General features: G+C 55.0%; 18 protein-coding genes and 1 tRNA gene. 15 read left to right on the plus strand and 4 right to left on the minus strand.

Translation table 11 applies throughout. The features are described from left to right. The first annotated feature begins 164 nt into the window (after positions 1-164). A complete protein-coding gene (locus tag VIN96_RS00775; RefSeq protein ID WP_331893506.1) occupies positions 165-464 on the plus strand; it encodes a hypothetical protein in 300 nt (99 codons plus the stop codon). 91 nt (positions 465-555) lie between these two features. On the opposite strand, the gene VIN96_RS00780 is transcribed toward VIN96_RS00775, so the two are convergent. Further along, positions 556-630: transfer RNA gene (locus VIN96_RS00780), tRNA-Gly, on the minus strand. A gap of 136 nt (positions 631-766) precedes the next feature. Here VIN96_RS00780 and VIN96_RS00785 point away from each other — a divergent pair. The 5 genes from VIN96_RS00785 to VIN96_RS00805 all read left to right on the plus strand — a co-directional run bounded on the left by VIN96_RS00785 (position 767) and on the right by VIN96_RS00805 (position 3765). Beyond that, positions 767-1279, plus strand: a complete 513-nt coding sequence (locus tag VIN96_RS00785) for a prolyl-tRNA synthetase associated domain-containing protein (protein ID WP_331893507.1) — start codon at positions 767-769, stop codon at positions 1277-1279. Between the two features lie 101 nt (positions 1280-1380). Next, positions 1381-2364, plus strand: a complete 984-nt coding sequence (trxA, locus tag VIN96_RS00790) for a thioredoxin (protein WP_331893508.1) — start codon at positions 1381-1383, stop codon at positions 2362-2364. 35 nt (positions 2365-2399) lie between these two features. Then, entirely contained in the window at positions 2400-3068 is a 669-nt protein-coding gene (locus VIN96_RS00795; protein WP_331893509.1) for an LON peptidase substrate-binding domain-containing protein, read from the plus strand. 13 nt (positions 3069-3081) lie between these two features. Continuing rightward, on the plus strand, positions 3082-3264 hold the full coding sequence (locus VIN96_RS00800) for a Trm112 family protein (protein WP_331893510.1): 183 nt from the start codon (positions 3082-3084) through the stop codon (positions 3262-3264). 114 nt (positions 3265-3378) lie between these two features. Then, on the plus strand, positions 3379-3765 hold the full coding sequence (locus VIN96_RS00805; protein ID WP_331893511.1) for a DUF971 domain-containing protein: 387 nt from the start codon (positions 3379-3381) through the stop codon (positions 3763-3765). A 324-nt stretch (positions 3766-4089) separates the two neighbouring features. On the opposite strand, the gene VIN96_RS00810 is transcribed toward VIN96_RS00805, so the two are convergent. Further along, positions 4090-5355, minus strand: a complete 1266-nt coding sequence (locus VIN96_RS00810; protein ID WP_331893512.1) for a UbiH/UbiF/VisC/COQ6 family ubiquinone biosynthesis hydroxylase — start codon at positions 5353-5355, stop codon at positions 4090-4092. Positions 5356-5707: 352 nt separating this feature from the next. On the opposite strand from VIN96_RS00810, the gene VIN96_RS00815 reads away from it, so the two are divergent. From VIN96_RS00815 to VIN96_RS00835, 5 genes are all read left to right on the plus strand, one after another. Then, positions 5708-6046 (plus strand): P-II family nitrogen regulator, encoded by a 339-nt coding sequence (locus tag VIN96_RS00815; RefSeq protein ID WP_331893513.1) that lies wholly within the window; start codon positions 5708-5710, stop codon positions 6044-6046. A gap of 13 nt (positions 6047-6059) precedes the next feature. Further along, on the plus strand, positions 6060-7373 hold the full coding sequence (locus tag VIN96_RS00820) for an ammonium transporter (protein ID WP_331893514.1): 1314 nt from the start codon (positions 6060-6062) through the stop codon (positions 7371-7373). Positions 7374-7638: 265 nt separating this feature from the next. After that, positions 7639-8862 (plus strand): ammonium transporter, encoded by a 1224-nt coding sequence (locus tag VIN96_RS00825; RefSeq protein WP_331893515.1) that lies wholly within the window; start codon positions 7639-7641, stop codon positions 8860-8862. Between the two features lie 146 nt (positions 8863-9008). Continuing rightward, positions 9009-11417: a DNA translocase FtsK gene (locus VIN96_RS00830; protein ID WP_331893516.1), complete on the plus strand. Its 2409-nt coding sequence runs from the start codon at positions 9009-9011 to the stop codon at positions 11415-11417. Continuing rightward, positions 11401-12126: an outer membrane lipoprotein carrier protein LolA gene (locus tag VIN96_RS00835; protein WP_331893517.1), complete on the plus strand. Its 726-nt coding sequence runs from the start codon at positions 11401-11403 to the stop codon at positions 12124-12126. Before VIN96_RS00830 ends, VIN96_RS00835 begins: the two co-directional genes overlap by 17 nt. 204 nt (positions 12127-12330) lie before the next feature. Here VIN96_RS00835 and VIN96_RS00840 read toward each other — a convergent pair whose 3' ends face one another. Beyond that, positions 12331-13038: a response regulator transcription factor gene (locus VIN96_RS00840; protein WP_331893518.1), complete on the minus strand. Its 708-nt coding sequence runs from the start codon at positions 13036-13038 to the stop codon at positions 12331-12333. 192 nt (positions 13039-13230) lie between these two features. On the opposite strand from VIN96_RS00840, the gene ribA reads away from it, so the two are divergent. The 3 genes from ribA (at position 13231) to VIN96_RS00855 (ending at position 15756) form a co-directional block, all read left to right on the plus strand. Further along, positions 13231-14391, plus strand: a complete 1161-nt coding sequence (ribA, locus tag VIN96_RS00845; RefSeq protein WP_331893519.1) for a GTP cyclohydrolase II — start codon at positions 13231-13233, stop codon at positions 14389-14391. Positions 14392-14581: 190 nt separating this feature from the next. Then, positions 14582-15223, plus strand: coding sequence for a hypothetical protein (locus tag VIN96_RS00850; protein WP_331893520.1), 642 nt, complete (start codon positions 14582-14584; stop codon positions 15221-15223). A 23-nt stretch (positions 15224-15246) separates the two neighbouring features. After that, positions 15247-15756 carry a L,D-transpeptidase family protein gene (locus tag VIN96_RS00855; protein ID WP_331893521.1) on the plus strand — a complete coding sequence of 170 codons (510 nt, stop codon included), beginning with the start codon at positions 15247-15249 and terminating at the stop codon, positions 15754-15756. On the opposite strand, the gene VIN96_RS00860 is transcribed toward VIN96_RS00855, so the two are convergent. Beyond that, positions 15753-16451 (minus strand): YggS family pyridoxal phosphate-dependent enzyme, encoded by a 699-nt coding sequence (locus tag VIN96_RS00860; RefSeq protein WP_331893522.1) that lies wholly within the window; start codon positions 16449-16451, stop codon positions 15753-15755. The genes VIN96_RS00855 and VIN96_RS00860 overlap by 4 nt on opposite strands. 53 nt (positions 16452-16504) lie before the next feature. Between VIN96_RS00860 and VIN96_RS00865 the strand changes: the two genes are divergently transcribed. Beyond that, entirely contained in the window at positions 16505-17116 is a 612-nt protein-coding gene (locus VIN96_RS00865) for a thiamine phosphate synthase (protein ID WP_331893523.1), read from the plus strand. Positions 17117-17232 lie beyond the last annotated feature (116 nt).

Genomic DNA, 17232 nt, shown 5'->3' on the forward strand with positions numbered 1-17232 from the left:
CCATTGCAAAACACAAAAGAATTCGCAGCTAACGTCTTATTTATCCAATGTCTTAAGGCGTGGATTCTTGACCGCACGTGATCGCTATGAGACGCTTATGACTGATGGTACGTATTGCACCCCCCCTATTAGCGTGTTCCGTACCACACAGGAGATCGGCGCAAATGAACGGTGACATCACCACCGAAACACATGATCGGTTGCTGACAGGAAAAGACGATCCGACCAGTTGGGTCAGTCATCCTATCGATATCCGCATTTCGGTGCCGTTTTTGCACACGAGATTTTATTTCACCATCGTTGCCGGGCGCGAACGCCGTCCGGCCCATCGTCGCAAAGCGGAGCGTAAGGACTTTCCGATCTTAACGGTCGGAAACGCATTCTTCGTCTTAGGTGTGACCACTTTGTTTACAATGGTGGGGCTGGCGATTTTGATCGCACGCAGTGCCATCATCGAATACTGAACCGAGATCGCATGACGTATAGAAATGGCCGCAGATTCGGCAAAAAAAAGCCGGGCCTAAGCCCGGTGTTTTTTTGCCTGAACTTGGAAGATGGAGCGGGCGATGAGATTCGAACTCACGACTTCAACCTTGGCAAGGTTGCGCTCTACCCCTGAGCTACGCCCGCAAACCGCCTTCCAAAAGGCGAGGCGGATAATACCCACCCGCCCAAGCAATGCAAGCCCTCTTTTGCACTTTTTTTACCGAATTCGTCATTTATTTTCATGCCGCCCGCTTTGATGTGCGTTCGACCAAGGATTCCCATGACCACATGCTCGCCCAAAACGCCACACCAACTGTTCGAGGCGCTCAAAAAGTTAGCCATTCCATGTGTTACCGTCAGTCACGCAGCAGCCAAAACGGTTGAAGACAGCCGCGCGTTTCGTGGCGACATTCCCGGACGACATTGCAAAAACTTGTTTCTCAAGGACAAGAAAGGTGCGTTGTGGTTGGTGGTCACCGACGAACATCAAACCATTGACCTCAAGCAAATGCGCAAGCGCCTTGGGGTGGCAAATTTATCGTTCGGCAAACCTGAATTGTTGTTCGAAACGCTGGGCGTCACGCCTGGTTCTGTCACGCCGTTTGCGGTGATCAATGATGTTGCTGGACACGTGACCGTGGTTGTTGATCAGGCCCTTTTGGAGGCCGATCGCGTCAGCTTTCACCCACTCGTCAACACGCAAACCACGACCATTTCGGGACACGATCTGGGAACATTCCTGCACGCCACCAATCATGCGCCCATCGTGATCGATTTCTCGACAACGCCGTAAATCGAATAATACTGCCCACTCAGCCCTTGCAGCATGGTTGTTTTCCCGCCATTTATTGGTCAGCCCGTTTACAAGCCGAACACTGAAGGCGAGACCGCACGATGAACGATATCATCCTCGATCCCAATCACAGCCCCAGAACTTCTCAGGACAAGCCCAAACTCGACTTGGGACCTGCGCCTGCGCATCAAACTGGCGCACCTTCCTCGATGGAAAGCCCGATTAAGGATTCAGATACCAAGCATTTCGTTCAAGACGTTATCGATGTCTCCATGCAAACTCCGGTGATTGTCGATTTTTGGGCACCGTGGTGCGGTCCGTGCAAGACCTTGGGGCCGATGCTGGAAAAGCTGGTCAAACGTGCAGGTGGCTTGGTCAAGATGGTCAAGATCAACGTTGACGACAATCAAGGGCTTGCCGGTCAACTGCGTGTTCAATCCGTGCCCACCGTGTTCGCTTTCAAGGATGGTCGTCCTGTCGACGCGTTCGCCGGGGCGTTGCCGGAAAGTCAAATCCAGTCCTTCATCGATAAGCTCATCGGTGACGCCAAGCCCCCCATCGAAGCTGCCATGGAACAAGCCCTGGCGGCGCTTAAGACTGGTGATGCCGTGGCTGCCGAACAGCTTTACACATCCGTCCTAGCCCAAGATCCGACGTTCGTGCCGGCTTTTGCTGGAATTATCCGCGCGATCGCCGCGCAAGGCTCGTTCGAACGCGCCCGCGAAATGTTGAACAGCTTGGACGCCAAGACCCTGTCCAGTTCCGACGTGCAACAGGCTATTTCCGCGCTTGAGCTTGCCGAGGAAGGCGCGCATGCCGACCAATCCCAAGTTGGCGAACTTCAGGCGGCGGTCGATCGCAAACCCAAGGATCTTGAGGCGCGTTTCGCTCTTGCCCAAGCCTTGTTCACGCATGGTCAACATGACGACGCCATCAACAACTTGCTTGAACTGGTGCGCATCGACCGCAATTGGAACGACCAAGCAGGTCGCAAACAGCTTATCAAGATTTTTGACACTCTCGGCCCGACGGACCCGCTTACGGTCGATGCGCGCAAGCGTTTGTCGGCGATTTTGTTCTCTTAGACAATCGCGCCCTACCAATCAAACCAAAGGCTCATATGCTTGGCGAACGCCCCCCACTCGCACTGCCCACCCGTCTTCCGGTGTTCCCGTTGACGGGCGCTGTGCTGTTGCCGTTCGGACATCTGCCGCTGAACATTTTTGAGCCGCGCTATATCCATATGGTCGACGATGCGTTGGGCGCGTCGCGCTTGATCGCCATGATTCAACCGCGCATACCGGAGAGCGGTCTGGTTGCGAACGATGCCGAACTTTACGACGTCGGCACTGTAGGGCGTATCATTCAATTTAGCGATCCGGGCGATGGGCGGTATTTGATCACTTTGGAAGGTCTGATGCGTTTTCGCACCGTACCGGCGAGCGTTGTTACGTCCGAGCGTGGTTATCGTACACTTGAGGCAGATTACAGTCCCTTTCTCGGCGATCTCGATTCCGGCAAACACGACGACAAACCCAGCCGTGATCGTATCGTCGAACTCATGAAAATTTATTTTGCCGAGCAAAGCATCGATGCAGACTGGGATGCCGTCAAAAACGCGCCTTATGAAGCTCTGGTCGCCTCGCTGGCGATGAGTTGCCCGTTCGCGCCCGAGGAAAAGCAAGCGCTGTTGCAATGCGACAGCCACAAAGACCGTGCGCACATGTTGATCGCTCTGTTTGAAATGAGTGGCGATGACGGCCACAATTCAGGCAAGCTCAAACACTGAGGATCCCTTTGTCATGAACGACACCCCACACGACGTTGATCGCAAATTGCTGGAAATTTTGGTTTGTCCGCTGACCAAAAGTACTCTGGAATATGACGCCGAAGCCCAGGAACTGATCAGCAAACAGGCCGGCCTTGCCTATCCAATTCGTGATGGAATCCCGATCATGCTTGAAAGTGAAGCCCGGGAACTCTAAATCTGAGCGAACGCTAATATACGCTGGCCCCGTCCAGCCGCCTGACGGCAAGTCACCGCGAACCCTGCGGTATGTATTCCTTGCTCAGGCGCTCACTGCGCAAAGGATAAACCGATGATCGCTGCCACCCGTCAATTTGGCCAGACCCATACCCCGACTGAAATTCGTCTCAACCGCGAAGAAAAGCGCCTCGAAATCCAGTTCGACGACGGTCAGAGCTTTTCCATCCCCGCCGAACTGCTGCGCGTTGAAAGCCCCTCCGCCGAAGTTCAAGGTCACAGCCCCGATCAAAAAAAGCTCGTGGGTGGACGCCGTCACGTCAACATCATGGAAATCACCCCGGTCGGCAATTACGCCGTGGCGTTGAAATTTGATGATTTGCACGACAGCGGCATCTACACATGGGATTATTTTTACAACATGGGTCAGAACCAAGACGCCATTTGGGAAAACTACCTCAAGGAACTGGAAGCCGCAGGCATGAGCCGCGATCCCTCCTAAACCCTATTCGTTTCGAACAGAAAACCGCCCGGTGAAAACCTGGCGGTTTTTTTGTGCCGCTGCATGAATGAGAGCAGCAAGCACCTATAAAACATTACGATATAGAAATGTAAAGTGCGCTGTATGTAAGGCGTGGAGATCGCATTATAACTTATTGAAAATACATATAAATATTCAAGATGTCATATTAGTGCAAATATTATTTCTAAATACAACGTCACAAATTCAATGTGTTCTATAAAGGCATATGAAATGCACAATTAATGCATATGCATTATGCCATTATAAAATAATGATTTTTTGTCTTACTGTCGTACCTTGCCATTAGAGAGCCTCACCCCGCATCAGGCGCGGTAGTTCGCCCACTGTACCCATGGCGTGGCGCATGAAAAATCGTTTCATGTCCGGAAGTTGATTGACCGCGGCCATGCCGAGATCGCGGGCGAGCTTGATCGGTTCGATGTCATTTGAGAACAGTCTCACCAGCGCGTCGGTAACCCCGAGCATGAGATCATTGTCGAACCGGCGCCAGCGTTCGTACTTTTCCAACACCGCCAGCGAACCGATGTCTTGACCCAGACGGCGCGCCTCGACCAAAACTTCGGCCAACGCAGCCACATCGCGCAGACCCATGTTCAAGCCCTGGCCCGCGATCGGATGCATGCCGTGGGCGCTGTCGGCCACCAGCGCCAAGCGCTCGGCGATATACGTTTCGGCGTATTGCAACGACAGGGGGTACGCGAAACGCGGCCCCACCACCTCGATTTCGCCCAGAAAATCACCAAAACGCAGTTCAAGTTCTTCTTTGAAGTCGTCGTCGTCCAATTCCATCATGATCGGCCATAAATCGGCGCGTTCGGTCCATACGATCGACGAGCGGCACGCGGGCTTATCCTTGGTGCCCGGTAACGGCAAGATGGCGAACGGGCCGGACGGCAGAAAATGTTCTTGAGCGCAAAAATCATGCGGACGCTCGTGTTCGACCGTGCACACGATACCTGCTTGTTTGTAGTCCCACTTGGTCAACTTGATACCCGCCGCGTCGCGCGTCGGCGAACCGCGGCCTTCGCACGCCACCACCAGATCGGCGTGAATGACCGTGCCGTCTTTTAAAGTTGCGTGTACGCCGTCCTTGCCACGCTGCAAACCCACCACTTCATTGGGTGCAAAATAGGTCAAACCCTCGGTTTTCGGCACCAAGACGTTGAGACCTTTGCGGATCGACCGGTTTTCGACCATATAGCCGAACGGCTCGTCGCCGAGCTCTTCATGATCGTAATGCAAAAACAACGGTGAAGCACCGTCGGCAACACGGATGTCGTGGATCGGCGCGGTTTCATCTTTGATCACGTCCCAAAGCCCCACACCCTCAAGCACGCGTTGCGACGACAAGGCGATCGCCGAGGCGCGACCATCGAAGCCCTGATCGGTCCAGCCCGCCATATCCTCTTTATCCACCGTCGCCACCGCAAAACCGTGTTGCGCCAGCGCCAACGACAACGTTCCACCCGCAAGTCCGCCGCCAATCACCAAGATGTCTGCATTAACCGTTTTTGATGTTTTTTGTCGCGTGTGTGCGGAAGTGCTCATGGGGCCTGTCCTGGTCGAGCCGCTTGGCCTGCGGCGGTTTCACTTTGTGACTTAGAATCCACCGCATGATTGCTTTTGTCCAGTGCGCTGATCGATATGACCAAATGTGCATAAAAAATGTGCACACCATGCAAATTGCTCATATAAAAGGCAAAAATGTGTGTGCGTGGCGACCCAACATATTGGCCGCAAATTCCATAACTAATTGAATATAGTAATAAAAAATTCGCTCTGCCCGAGTCTGGCACGGCCCTTGAAATAGAGGGATCACCGGACCACTGGTTCAGGCCAGGGTTCAGGTACGAAATCCATCCGAGGCGCTGTGTGCGTCATAACACGGGGAATTAGAGCGATGAAACTTATCATGGCCATCATCAAGCCCTTCAAGCTCGATGACGTGCGCGAAGCCCTCACCGGACTTGGTGTCGAGGGTATGACCGTCACCGAAGTTAAAGGCTACGGCCGCCAAAAAGGTCAAACGGAAATCTACCGTGGCGCCGAATACGAAATTCACTTCCTTCCCAAGGTCAAGGTCGAAGTCGCTGTTGCGAACGATCAAGCCGAACGCACCGTTGAAGCAATCAGCGGCGCCGCCGGTACCGGCAAGATTGGCGACGGAAAAATCTTTGTTCTCGATCTCGAAAAAGCCGTGCGCATCCGCACCGGCGAGACCGATGACCAGGCCCTGTAAGGAGATTAATTCCATGAAAAATCGTCTGATCATTCCGGGCCTTGCTGCCGCCGTCTCTTTGATGGCAGCTCCGGCCTACGCTGTGGACGCGGAAACCGCGTATATTCTCAACAGCTTTTCATTCTTGGTGAACGGCGCGCTGGTCATGTTCATGGCCGCGGGTTTCGCCATGCTGGAATCGGGTTTGGTGCGGTCCAAAAACACCGCCACCATCTGCCTGAAGAACATCACCCTGTACGCCATCGCCGGCATCATGTTCTACGCCGTCGGCTATAACTTGATGTACATGGACGTTACCGGCTACATCGGCTCTTTCATGCCGTGGGCTGCCGATGACGCCGCCGCCATGGCGGAAACCGGTGCGAACTTCGAAGCCGGCTATTCGGCCTCTTCCGACTGGTTCTTCCAGATGGTGTTCGTCGCCACTGCCGCTTCGATCGTGTCCGGCACCGTTGCCGAGCGCATCAAGCTGTGGCCGTTCCTGATCTTCACGGTCGTTTTGACCGCCATCATCTACCCGATCCAGGGTTCCTGGACGTGGGGCGGCGGCTGGCTGACCGAAATGGGCTTTGCCGATTTCGCCGGTTCTTCGATCGTTCACTCCGTCGGCGGCTGGGCGGCACTCACCGGTGCCATCATCCTCGGCGCACGCAAAGGCAAATACGGCACGGATGGTTCCGTGCACCCGATCCCGGGCGCAAACCTGCCGCTCGCCACGGTCGGTACCTTTATCCTGTGGCTCGGCTGGTTCGGCTTCAACGGCGGTTCGGTTCTGGCTCTGGGTTCGGCTGGCGACGCCATCGCGATGTCCAACGTCTTCGCCAACACCAACATGGCAGCTGCCGGTGGCGTGGTCGCCGCAGTGATCCTCACGCAGTTGGTCTACAAGAAAGTCGATCTGTCCATGGCGCTCAACGGTGCCATCGGTGGCCTGGTTTCGATCACCGCCGGTCCGGACACGCCCACGCTCGGCTCCGCCATCCTGATCGGTGCGGTCGGCGGTGCGATCGTGGTGTTCGCGGTACCGCTGCTCGATAAACTGAAAATCGACGACGTGGTCGGCGCCATCCCCGCTCACTTGATGTGCGGCATCTGGGGCACCATGGCGGTTCCGCTGACCAACGGCGACGCCAGCTTTGTCACCCAGTTGATCGGTGTGGTCGGTATCGGCGCCTTCGTTATCGTCACCTCCACCATCGTGTGGCTGGCTTTGAAATTCACCATCGGCATTCGGGCTGACGAGGAAGCAGAAGTTATGGGTCTCGACAAAGTCGAACTCGGCCTCGAAGCCTATCCGGAGTTTGGACGGGGCGCCCACAGCATCTGATTCCCCAACCACCCCGTCCAAGCAGGGCCGGAGACGCAAGTCTCCGGCCCTTTCTTTTGCGTGAAAATTAGGCAAGTGCACCTTTCGTGCACAGAAATCGTGTGAAACCGATCTGCACAATATTGTGGCAGACCGGTTCTTCGTGTCGACATATCAAGGCGTTGTCACGTTTACGACAAATTGGCACGAAACTTGAGAGACGCGGGCAGGCCCGATTGGGGGGCCTTTTCGATGCTGTGACAACAATTGTTGGGGATTTATCGCCATGCAAGTGGGTATGGACGTCTTTTTCGTGCTTATGGGCGCGGCCATGGTGCTGGCCATGCACGCCGGTTTTGCTTTTCTTGAAGTGGGAACCGTGCGGCGCAAAAACCAAGTCAATGCGCTGGTCAAAATCATCACCGATTTCGCGATGTCGACCATCGCATATTTTTTTATTGGGTATTCGGTTGCATACGGGGTGAATTTTTTCTCTTCCGCGGCCGTATTGACCGGCAGCGTTCCCGGTGACGGTGTCAGCTTCGCCGCCAACGGCTACGATTTGGTTAAGTTCTTCTTTCTGTTGACCTTCGCCGCTGCCATCCCGGCGATCATTTCCGGCGGGATCGCCGAGCGCGCGCGCTTTTGGCCGCAACTGATCGCCACCGCGATGCTGGTGGCGTTCGTTTATCCTGCATTCGAAGGCATGGTGTGGGGCTCGCGCCTCGGCTTTCAAGACTTGGTGGAAAGTATCGCCGGTGCGCCGTTCCATGACTTCGCCGGCTCCATTGTCGTTCATGCGGTCGGCGGCTGGCTTGCCCTGGGCGCTGTGGTGATGCTCGGCGCCCGTCAGGGTCGTTATAAAAAAGATGGACGTTTGGTCGGCATCCCGCCGTCGAATATTCCGTTTCTGGCCTTGGGCTCTTGGATTTTGGTGGTCGGTTGGTTCGGTTTCAACGTCATGAGCGCCCAATCGGTCGAGGGTGTTACCGGTCTGGTGGCCATCAATTCACTGATGGCGATGGTTGGCGGTACCCTGGCCGCAGTGATTGCGGGCAAAAACGATCCTGGTTTCATTCACAACGGTGCTCTGGCCGGTTTGGTCGCGGTGTGCGCAGGCTCCGACATTATGCACCCGCTGGGCGCATTGGTGGTCGGCTCTGCGGCTGGCGCCCTATTCGTATGGGGCTTCAACCAATGCCAAGAAAAATGGAAGATCGACGACGTGCTCGGTGTGTGGCCATTACATGGCATGTGCGGTTTGTGGGGTGGCCTTGCGACCGGAATTTTCGGTCTCGAAGCCTTGGGTGGCCTTGGCGGCGTGACGTTCCTGGGCCAGTTGATCGGCTCGTTGAGTGGTGTTGCCTTCGCATTGGCGGGCGGATTTCTGGTCTACGGTGCGCTCAAAGCCGCTATCGGCATACGCTTGGATCCCGAAGATGAATTCCGCGGCGCGGATTTGAGCCTGCACCATATCAGCGCTTATCCCGAAGAGGACACGCATGCCTAACACCCCAATATTCCTCAACAAATAGACCAAAGGGCCGATGACCATGGTTGTCGGCCCTTTTTTCTGCCTTATGCTCGACGCATTTAACCCCCACCATGAGGGTTCGTTGTTAAGGTCTTATAAAGCCTCACGGTGTACAAAAAGCTATGGCTTGGTTGACCGACAAAATGGGGTCCGGACCCCTTCTGCCGGAAGGAAGTTCGGCCTTTTTTGCCCGCCGGGTGAGTGAGCTCGCCGGCGTGTTTCTTGTTGTCTTGGCCGCAGGCTATTTCACTGCATTGATTTCATACGCACCAACGGACCCCTCGTTGAATGCCGCCGCAGACGGTCCTGTTCAAAATTTGTTGGGCGCTTCGGGTGCGATGATTGCCGACCTGTCAATGCAGACCTTTGGCCTTGCCGCCGTTGCGCCAGCGTTGGCCGTATTGGCCTGGGGTATTTTGCTGGTACGCAAAATCGGCATCAGTCAGTTGTGGCTGCGCGTTACGTGTGCGCTTACGGCTACGGTTCTGGCGGCCATATCATTCGCCATTCTTTATCCTTTCGCCAGTTGGCCGCTGGCCACCGGGCTTGGCGGCGTTAGCGGCGCGGTGCTTTTAGAGCGTCTCGCCGATTTGTTGCACACGCTCGGTTCACCGCGCACGGGCTTGAACGCCGTTCTCGTCGCTGCGGTGTCGGCGGTACCCGCGATTGCGGCTTTCATCTGGTCTCTGGCGCTGCCGGCATCGGACTGGAAAGCCATGGGCCGCTTGCTTGCGCGGGCAAATCATAAAGTCGGCGCACTTTTGCTTAAAGCGGTCCGCCATACGGTTGGGCGTATGCCTTGGTCACGCAACGCCATTGACGATGATGGTCTCGACGACTTGGAGCTGAGCGCTGCGGGTGAGCAAAGTGTCGCAAAAGCCCGCACGCGTCGCGCTTCTGGCACAACGCAAAAATCCAAAGCCAAACCCAACGTTAAAGGCTTGGTCGAAAGCAACGCGGGACGGGTGAAACCGGGGCGTAAAGCCCAGGCTGAACGCCAGCGAACCTTGGATCTGGGCCTCAACAGCGATTACCAGCTACCGCCACTGGATATTTTGGACGCGCCCGAACCCAGCAACAACAGCCACCAACACAGCAAGGAAGCGTTGGAACAAAACGCCATCATGCTGTCCAGCGTGTTGGAAGATTTTGGCGTCAAAGGCGAAATCGTAAAGGTCCGTCCCGGTCCGGTGGTCACGCTGTACGAATTGGAACCCGCGCCAGGCACTAAAACCTCGCGGGTCATTGGTCTTTCCGACGATATTGCGCGTTCCATGAGCGCCGTATCGGTGCGTGTCGCAACGGTGCCAGGACGAAACGTCATCGGCATCGAAATGCCGAACCAAAGCCGCGAAATGGTTCACTTGCGCGAATTGATCGCCTCCCAAGACTTCGAAAAGGCCAAGGGTGCACTCAATCTCGCGCTGGGCAAAGACATTGGCGGTCACCCGGTAACCGTTGATCTGGCGCGCATGCCCCATCTTTTGGTCGCAGGCACCACCGGGTCCGGTAAATCGGTGGGTATCAACGCGATGATTTGCTCGTTGTTGTATCAATATTCGCCCGATCAATGCCGCTTCATCATGATTGATCCGAAGATGCTGGAACTCAGCGTTTACGACGGCATACCCCATTTACTCAGCCCGGTGGTCACCGAACCCGGTAAAGCGGTGGTGGCGCTGAAATGGGCGGTACGCGAAATGGAAGACCGCTACCGCCTAATGAGCCAGATGGGCGTGCGCAACATCACCGGTTACAACCAACGCCTGGCCGAAGCCAACAAACGCGGCGAAGTCATCATGCGCACCGTGCAGACCGGTTTCGACGCCGATGGCAAACCTGTGAACGAAGATCAGCCGCTGTCCATGGATCCACTGCCTTACATTGTCGTAATCGTCGATGAAATGGCTGATTTGATGCTGGTCGCGGGCAAAGATGTCGAAGCGGCCATCCAACGTCTGGCGCAAATGGCGCGCGCCGCGGGTATCCACCTGATTATGGCCACTCAGCGTCCGTCGGTCGACGTCATCACAGGCACCATCAAGGCCAATTTCCCGACCCGCATCAGTTTCCAGGTAACGTCGAAGATCGATTCCCGCACCATTTTGGGCGAACAAGGCGCGGAACAGCTTCTCGGCCAAGGCGATATGCTGTATATGGCGGGCGGCGGACGCATCACGCGCGTGCATGCGCCGTTCGTATCCGATGAAGAAGTGGAAGACGTGGTGCTGCACCTCAAAGATCAAGGCGCGCCTGAATACATTGAATCCGTGACTGAAGAACAAATCAGCGGCCCCGGCGACCTGCCGATCGCCGGTGGCGGCACGCAGGATGATGCCCTGTACGATCAAGCCGTCGCGCTGGTCGCAAGAGAAGGCAAGGCTTCAACCAGCTTCGTCCAACGCCACTTGCAGATCGGATACAATCGCGCCGCGCGCATCATTGAACGCATGGAAGCCGAAGGCGTGGTTAGCAAGGCCAATCGCGTCGGACGGCGAGAGGTCCTTATCGGCGATGTCAGCGCAGCCTAAAGCGTCACCACACGATACCAAACCGGAAATACCTGGAATCCCCAATCGGCCGTTCCCGCTCAAGCGCGTTGTCGGCGCCCTTTTGGCTGTAGCCGTCGCATTTGCCGCGGCGGCACTGGTGTTGCCAAAATCTGCCAATGCTAAGGACGCCATCGGCTTAAACGATAGCCAAATCGATTCGGTCGAGCAGGTACAAACTTACCTAAACGCTATTTCGACGCTACGCGCGCGATTCATGCAGGTCACAAATCAAGGAAATTTCGCACAGGGCGAATTTATGTTGTCCCGCCCAGGGCGCATGCGTATCGACTATGATCCGCCGGTACCGGTGTTGATCGTGTCCGATGGCAATTTGGTCATGTACAAAGATGAAGAGCTCGATCAAATCAGCTACGTGCCTTTATCGACCTTGCCTGCCTCGATGTTCATCGGCGAAACCGTGAATTTTTTTGGCGACGATCTGTTGATCACCAATTTCGAGCATGAAAAAGGTGCGCTGCGCCTTACGTTGCAGCGCAGTGAAGACCCGATGGAAGGCAGCCTGACATTGGTGTTCGCCACCGCACCGCTGGCGTTAAAAAAATGGTCGGTGGTCGATGCCCAGGGAATCACCACCACAGTTTCGTTGTTAGGCCCGACCTTCGGCGAAGCCCTGAACGAAGAGTTGTTCAAGGTCGAAAATCGCATCTTGCCGCGCAAACAAGATTGACCTGCGCAACCCTGGCAAAACCGCCTTCTCGTTCCCATATTTAACTTAAGGCCGATGCGCAAGGCATCGACGCGTCGTTGTGTGATTCCCCCTTAAGTCCACAACGGCTCTTTAAAAGAGCAAAAGCCCGGTCGCCCCCCTGGCCGGGCTTTTGTGTTTGTGCGCTTTGGTGTTTCAGAGTTGAGTGCAGGAGCCCTAATCTAATCACGGTATCAATCGATACCCACCCGGCTCTGTCACCAGAATTTCCGCGTGAGAGGGGTCTGCCTCCATTTTCTGACGCAACCGGTAGACGTGCGTCTCCAGCGTGTGGGTCGTTACGCCCTCGTTATAACCCCAAACCTCATCCAATAGCTCATCCCGGCCAACCACCCGCTCACCGTGAAGATAAAGAAATTTCAATATTTGAGCCTCTTTATCCGTTAGACGAATGGGGTGAGCCACGGCTTGTGAACCCCCTTCACCGTCAACCTTAAGCAATTTGCTTCCCGGACAAAACGCAAACGGTCCGATGCTCAACACCGCATCATCGCTCTGTTCGAACTGACGAATATGAGCACGCATACGCGCAAGCAAAACGCCCAGCTTGAACGGCTTGGTAACATAATCGGTGGCCCCTGCATCGAGGCCACGAATGGTATCGCTGTCACTGGCGGAAGCGGTGAGCATAATGATCGGCGCCATCATACCTTGGGCCCGCAATTGCCGACATGTTTCACGACCACTGATATCGGGGAGTTCGACATCGAGCACCACCAGATCGAAGTACGCGTTTTTCGCTGCTTCCAAACCATCTTTACCGCTGTGCACGCATACGCATTTAAACCCCTCCATCTGTACCAGTTGCTCGCAAAGCATCTCGGTCAGAATTTCATCATCGTCGATAATCAGGATGCGCTTGCCGTCTGTCATGTCGGTATCTCGCTTACACTGCATGTCAATGATCTTAGATAGTATATCGGGTGCTTGAGGGGGCCCGACAATAACGCACTTTGCCGCATTCGCTCTTTTCTTACCTCTACGCCTTGGGGTAATGTCCAGCTCAGACCTGTGCAATAGTATGGCACAAACATAATACCGCCCCAATGAGGTCCTGACTTTCCAATGCCCCATCGCCAACACCTTTTGACCATGCCAGCCACGCGGCAGCCCGCGTCGCTGCTGAGTGTCGATCGCGCTGTGTTCGAACTGCGCCGTGGCCGCGTTGTCGTCATCGCAGCGGCAAACGGCGCGCGTGCGCTGGTCATGGCCGCCGAAGGGGCAAGCCCGCAAAGTCTCACGGACTTAACCAATCTCGCTGCAAGCCTTCCTGATCTAAGCATCACGCGACGACGCGCGGAAGTCCTCGGTTTGACTGATAAATCTGATGCCGATGCAGGTACCGTTCTAGCGCTCAGCTTATCCGGCGGTTTGGATGCCGAGGCGGTTTTACGCTTGGCCGACCCGCTCACCGAAGCGCCCACTGCTGAGCTCGAGCGCACAACTGTCCATGACGTTGACAAACACGGCCCGCACACCGCGGCCGTGGGTCTGGCTAAGATCGCGCGCCTGTTACCCGCCGCTCTGGTCGCCACCATCGAAGATCCCGACAGCAAGGACCTAGCGGGATGGGCTGCGCGGCGCAATTTGGCTCTGGTCGATGCCGGCGACATTTTTCAATACGAGCGTACGGCTGCGCGCACGCTCACGCGGGTTTCTGAGGCACGGGTGCCGCTTGAAGACGCCGAACACACCCGTATCATCGCCTATCGACCGCAAGATGGTGGTCTTGAACATCTCGCCATCGTTATCGGTGAGCCCCAGCCAGGCGAACCGGCTTTGGTTCGTATTCACAGTGAGTGTTTTACCGGCGATCTTCTGGGTTCGTTGCGCTGCGATTGCGGCGATCAACTGCGCGGCGCGATTCAAGCCATTGGCGCCAGCGGATCGGGCGTATTGCTTTATCTAGCTCAAGAAGGGCGCGGCATCGGTCTGGTCAACAAATTGCGCGCTTATACGCTGCAAGATCGCGGTCTTGATACTTTGGATGCTAACGAAATGCTCGGCTATGATGCCGACGAACGTGTTTACCTGCCGGCTGCGCAAATGCTTCAGGATCTGGGACTTAATCAGGTTCGACTGCTGACCAACAATCCCGACAAGGTCGCGGCACTGTCGGGATGCGGCATCACCGTGAGTGAGCGCGTCGCACATGCGTTTCCCTCGAACAAGCATAACGAACAATATCTACACACCAAAAAAGCCAAAGGCGGCCACCTGTTCTAACGGTCCCGGCAAATACGTCCACACGACCAATCCGAACGGCAGATGTTGCCGGTCTATGTGATAGTTTCGTCAACGCAAGAATATATATCCTATTGATATAAAATCATTATTACCTTGGCATCCACTTTGCATCGCCTAGATGTAGTCGTACGTAGAGTGCGTCCGCGGTGAACAAATGTGGACTAAAGATATGGATATATCCCAATATCGTACCGAAAGCCTGTTGGCACTACGCGAACCAACGCGCGAGCTAGCCAAGGCACCTATCTCACCCGTCAAGGCCATTGGTGACGATAGACCCCAATTATCTGCCGAGAATGGCACCAGCCTATTCGATACCTTGCTTGATACCGTCAATCCGTTACAGCACATCCCCGGTGTTTCTCAGGCCTATAGGGCGGTGAGCGGCGATGAAAGTAGTGCACTCGCAAACATGGCGGGCGGTTTTCTGTTTGGCGGTCCCGTCGGCTTGGCTGCAGGTGCGGCGAGCTCTTTTTTTGAAATGCTCACCGGTAAAGATCTACTCGGCCATGCCATGGCCTTTTTTGAAGGTGATAGCGCACCGTCAGGCATTCAAAATCTGGAAACGGCTGCTGCTCAGGATACGGAATCTCTCATTAAACCTTATGGCACATCTCTAAGCCTTGAAAATTATCAGGCATTCGCCACCGCCAAAGACGCGCAACAACTGGGCATAGGCGCTACAGCCACTGCTGTTGGATGGGCGGAAAACATATGGACCGACAAGGCTTTGAAGGAAGCCACAGGAATCTATGACAATAGCCAGAACCTTGGCGAACAAACCAAGCGTCACAATGAGGCCATTGCATAGCCAAACTTAAAGTAATGTATCAGATGCAAATCATCGTCGACCCCGTTGGTTTTATACGTTATTTGGGACACAATTCCCCCTGCGCGCTTGGAAAGGGTGGATTACAACGCGACAAACGTGAGGGTGATGGCGCTACCCCTGTCGGCACGTTTACGATGGGGCGTATCTTTTATCGCGCCGACCGAACCACACGACCGTTATCTGGTTTGCCCTGCCATCCAATCTCACCCGATATGGGCTGGTGCGATGATCCGGACCATCCTGACTATAACCGACTCATCACCTTACCCCACCCGGCGCGCCACGAAAAATTGTGGCGGGACGATCATGTTTACGATGTGGTCGTTGAGCTTGGTTACAATACGGAGCCCGTAATAGCAGGTCGCGGCAGCGCCATATTCATCCACGTTGCCAAACCGGACTATGCGCCGACCGAAGGCTGCATCGCCCTGAAATTCGAAGATCTTTTAGATCTATTACAGATGTGCAATGAAGGCGACAACGTCACCATTCCCGCACCGCAATCGCCCTAAGCTGCGTTAGCCTTTGGTCTTTCGCCAAAAATGGCCGTTCCCACACGCACATGGGTGGCGCCGAAAGCGATCGCCGTTTCAAAATCGCCACTCATGCCCATACTCAATAAAGACAGGTTATTGCGCATCGCGATTTTTCCCAACAAAGCAAAATGTAAAGATGGTTCTTCGTTCGCCGGCGGAATACACATCAATCCCTGCACATCGAGACCAAGCTCTTCACGGCATAACCGTATGAATGCATCTGCATCCTGCGGCAAAACACCGGCCTTTTGCGGTTCCTCTCCCGTATTGATTTGCACCAACACCGCCATGTGTTTGCCCACGCGGCTCAATTCTGTCGCGAGGGCACGGGCCAGTTTTTCACGATCAACGCTTTCAATCACATCAAAGGTTGCCACGGCATGCTTGACCTTGTTGGTTTGCAGCGGACCTATTAGATGCAACACAACATCCGGAAAGTCCTGACGCAAAGCCGGCCATTTGCCCTCGGCTTCCTGAACGCGATTTTCCCCAAACAAACGTTGACCGGCTTCGAGGACGGGGCGGATGCGTGTTTCATCGTGATTTTTCGACACCGCAACCAATTGTACTGAACCTTCCGAACGGTTTGCAGCGCGTTCTGCGGCAGCAATAGACGCCCGAACTTCAGCTACGCGTGTTGTGGGATCAAATGTTGTGGCTGGTAAAGACATTAATAGAAGCCTCCGGCTAGGCTGGCGGGCAAACGAGTGATACAAACATCGCTATGGCAAAATTAGCAAAGCTCGGCGCGCGGTACAATTGTGTGCGCCCCGGACAAACCATAAAATCCCTGCCCCTATGTTATGTGCTGAGCGATATACAACGCCTGCCGGATCCAGGGATACTGCTGGCGCGCCTGCCGCGTGGAGCTTGCGTCATTTTACGCCATGACGACAACGATGCTTTGGCAAACCTTGCATATCGGATCATACCACGCGCACGCATCCGCGGCATTAAGGTCCTCATAGCCAACGATCTGCGGCTTGCGCTCCGCTGCAAAGCTGATGGCGTTCATTACTCCGAACGTGTGGCGCGACGCGGACAGTCGCGTTTGGTTTTTCGCAAACCGTCATTCATCGTGAGCGCAGCCGCACATAATCGGCTTGCGTTGTGGCGCGCAGCACGTGCTGGGGCTGATATCGCTTTGCTCTCGCCCGTTTTTGCGACCCGAAGTCATCCCAATGCAAAATTTTTAGGTATTTTGCGCTTTGCCGTTTTGGCCCGAATGAGTGCCATACCCGTGGTGCCCTTAGGCGGTGTATCGCTCTTAAATGCTCGACGTCTACGATTTGGTCCAGGTTATGGATTTGCCGCCATCGATGCCTGGAAGAACTGAGCGTTAGCATGCGACACTAAGCAAACTCCCATTTCCAAGCCTTTGTATTAGATGTCGTTAAGACAAAAAGAAAGGGCGGCCGAAGCCGCCCTTTCCGTAGTCTATCCACAAGTCAC

The organism is Magnetovibrio sp. (assembly GCF_036568125.1).
Classification (GTDB): domain Bacteria; phylum Pseudomonadota; class Alphaproteobacteria; order Rhodospirillales; family Magnetovibrionaceae; genus Magnetovibrio.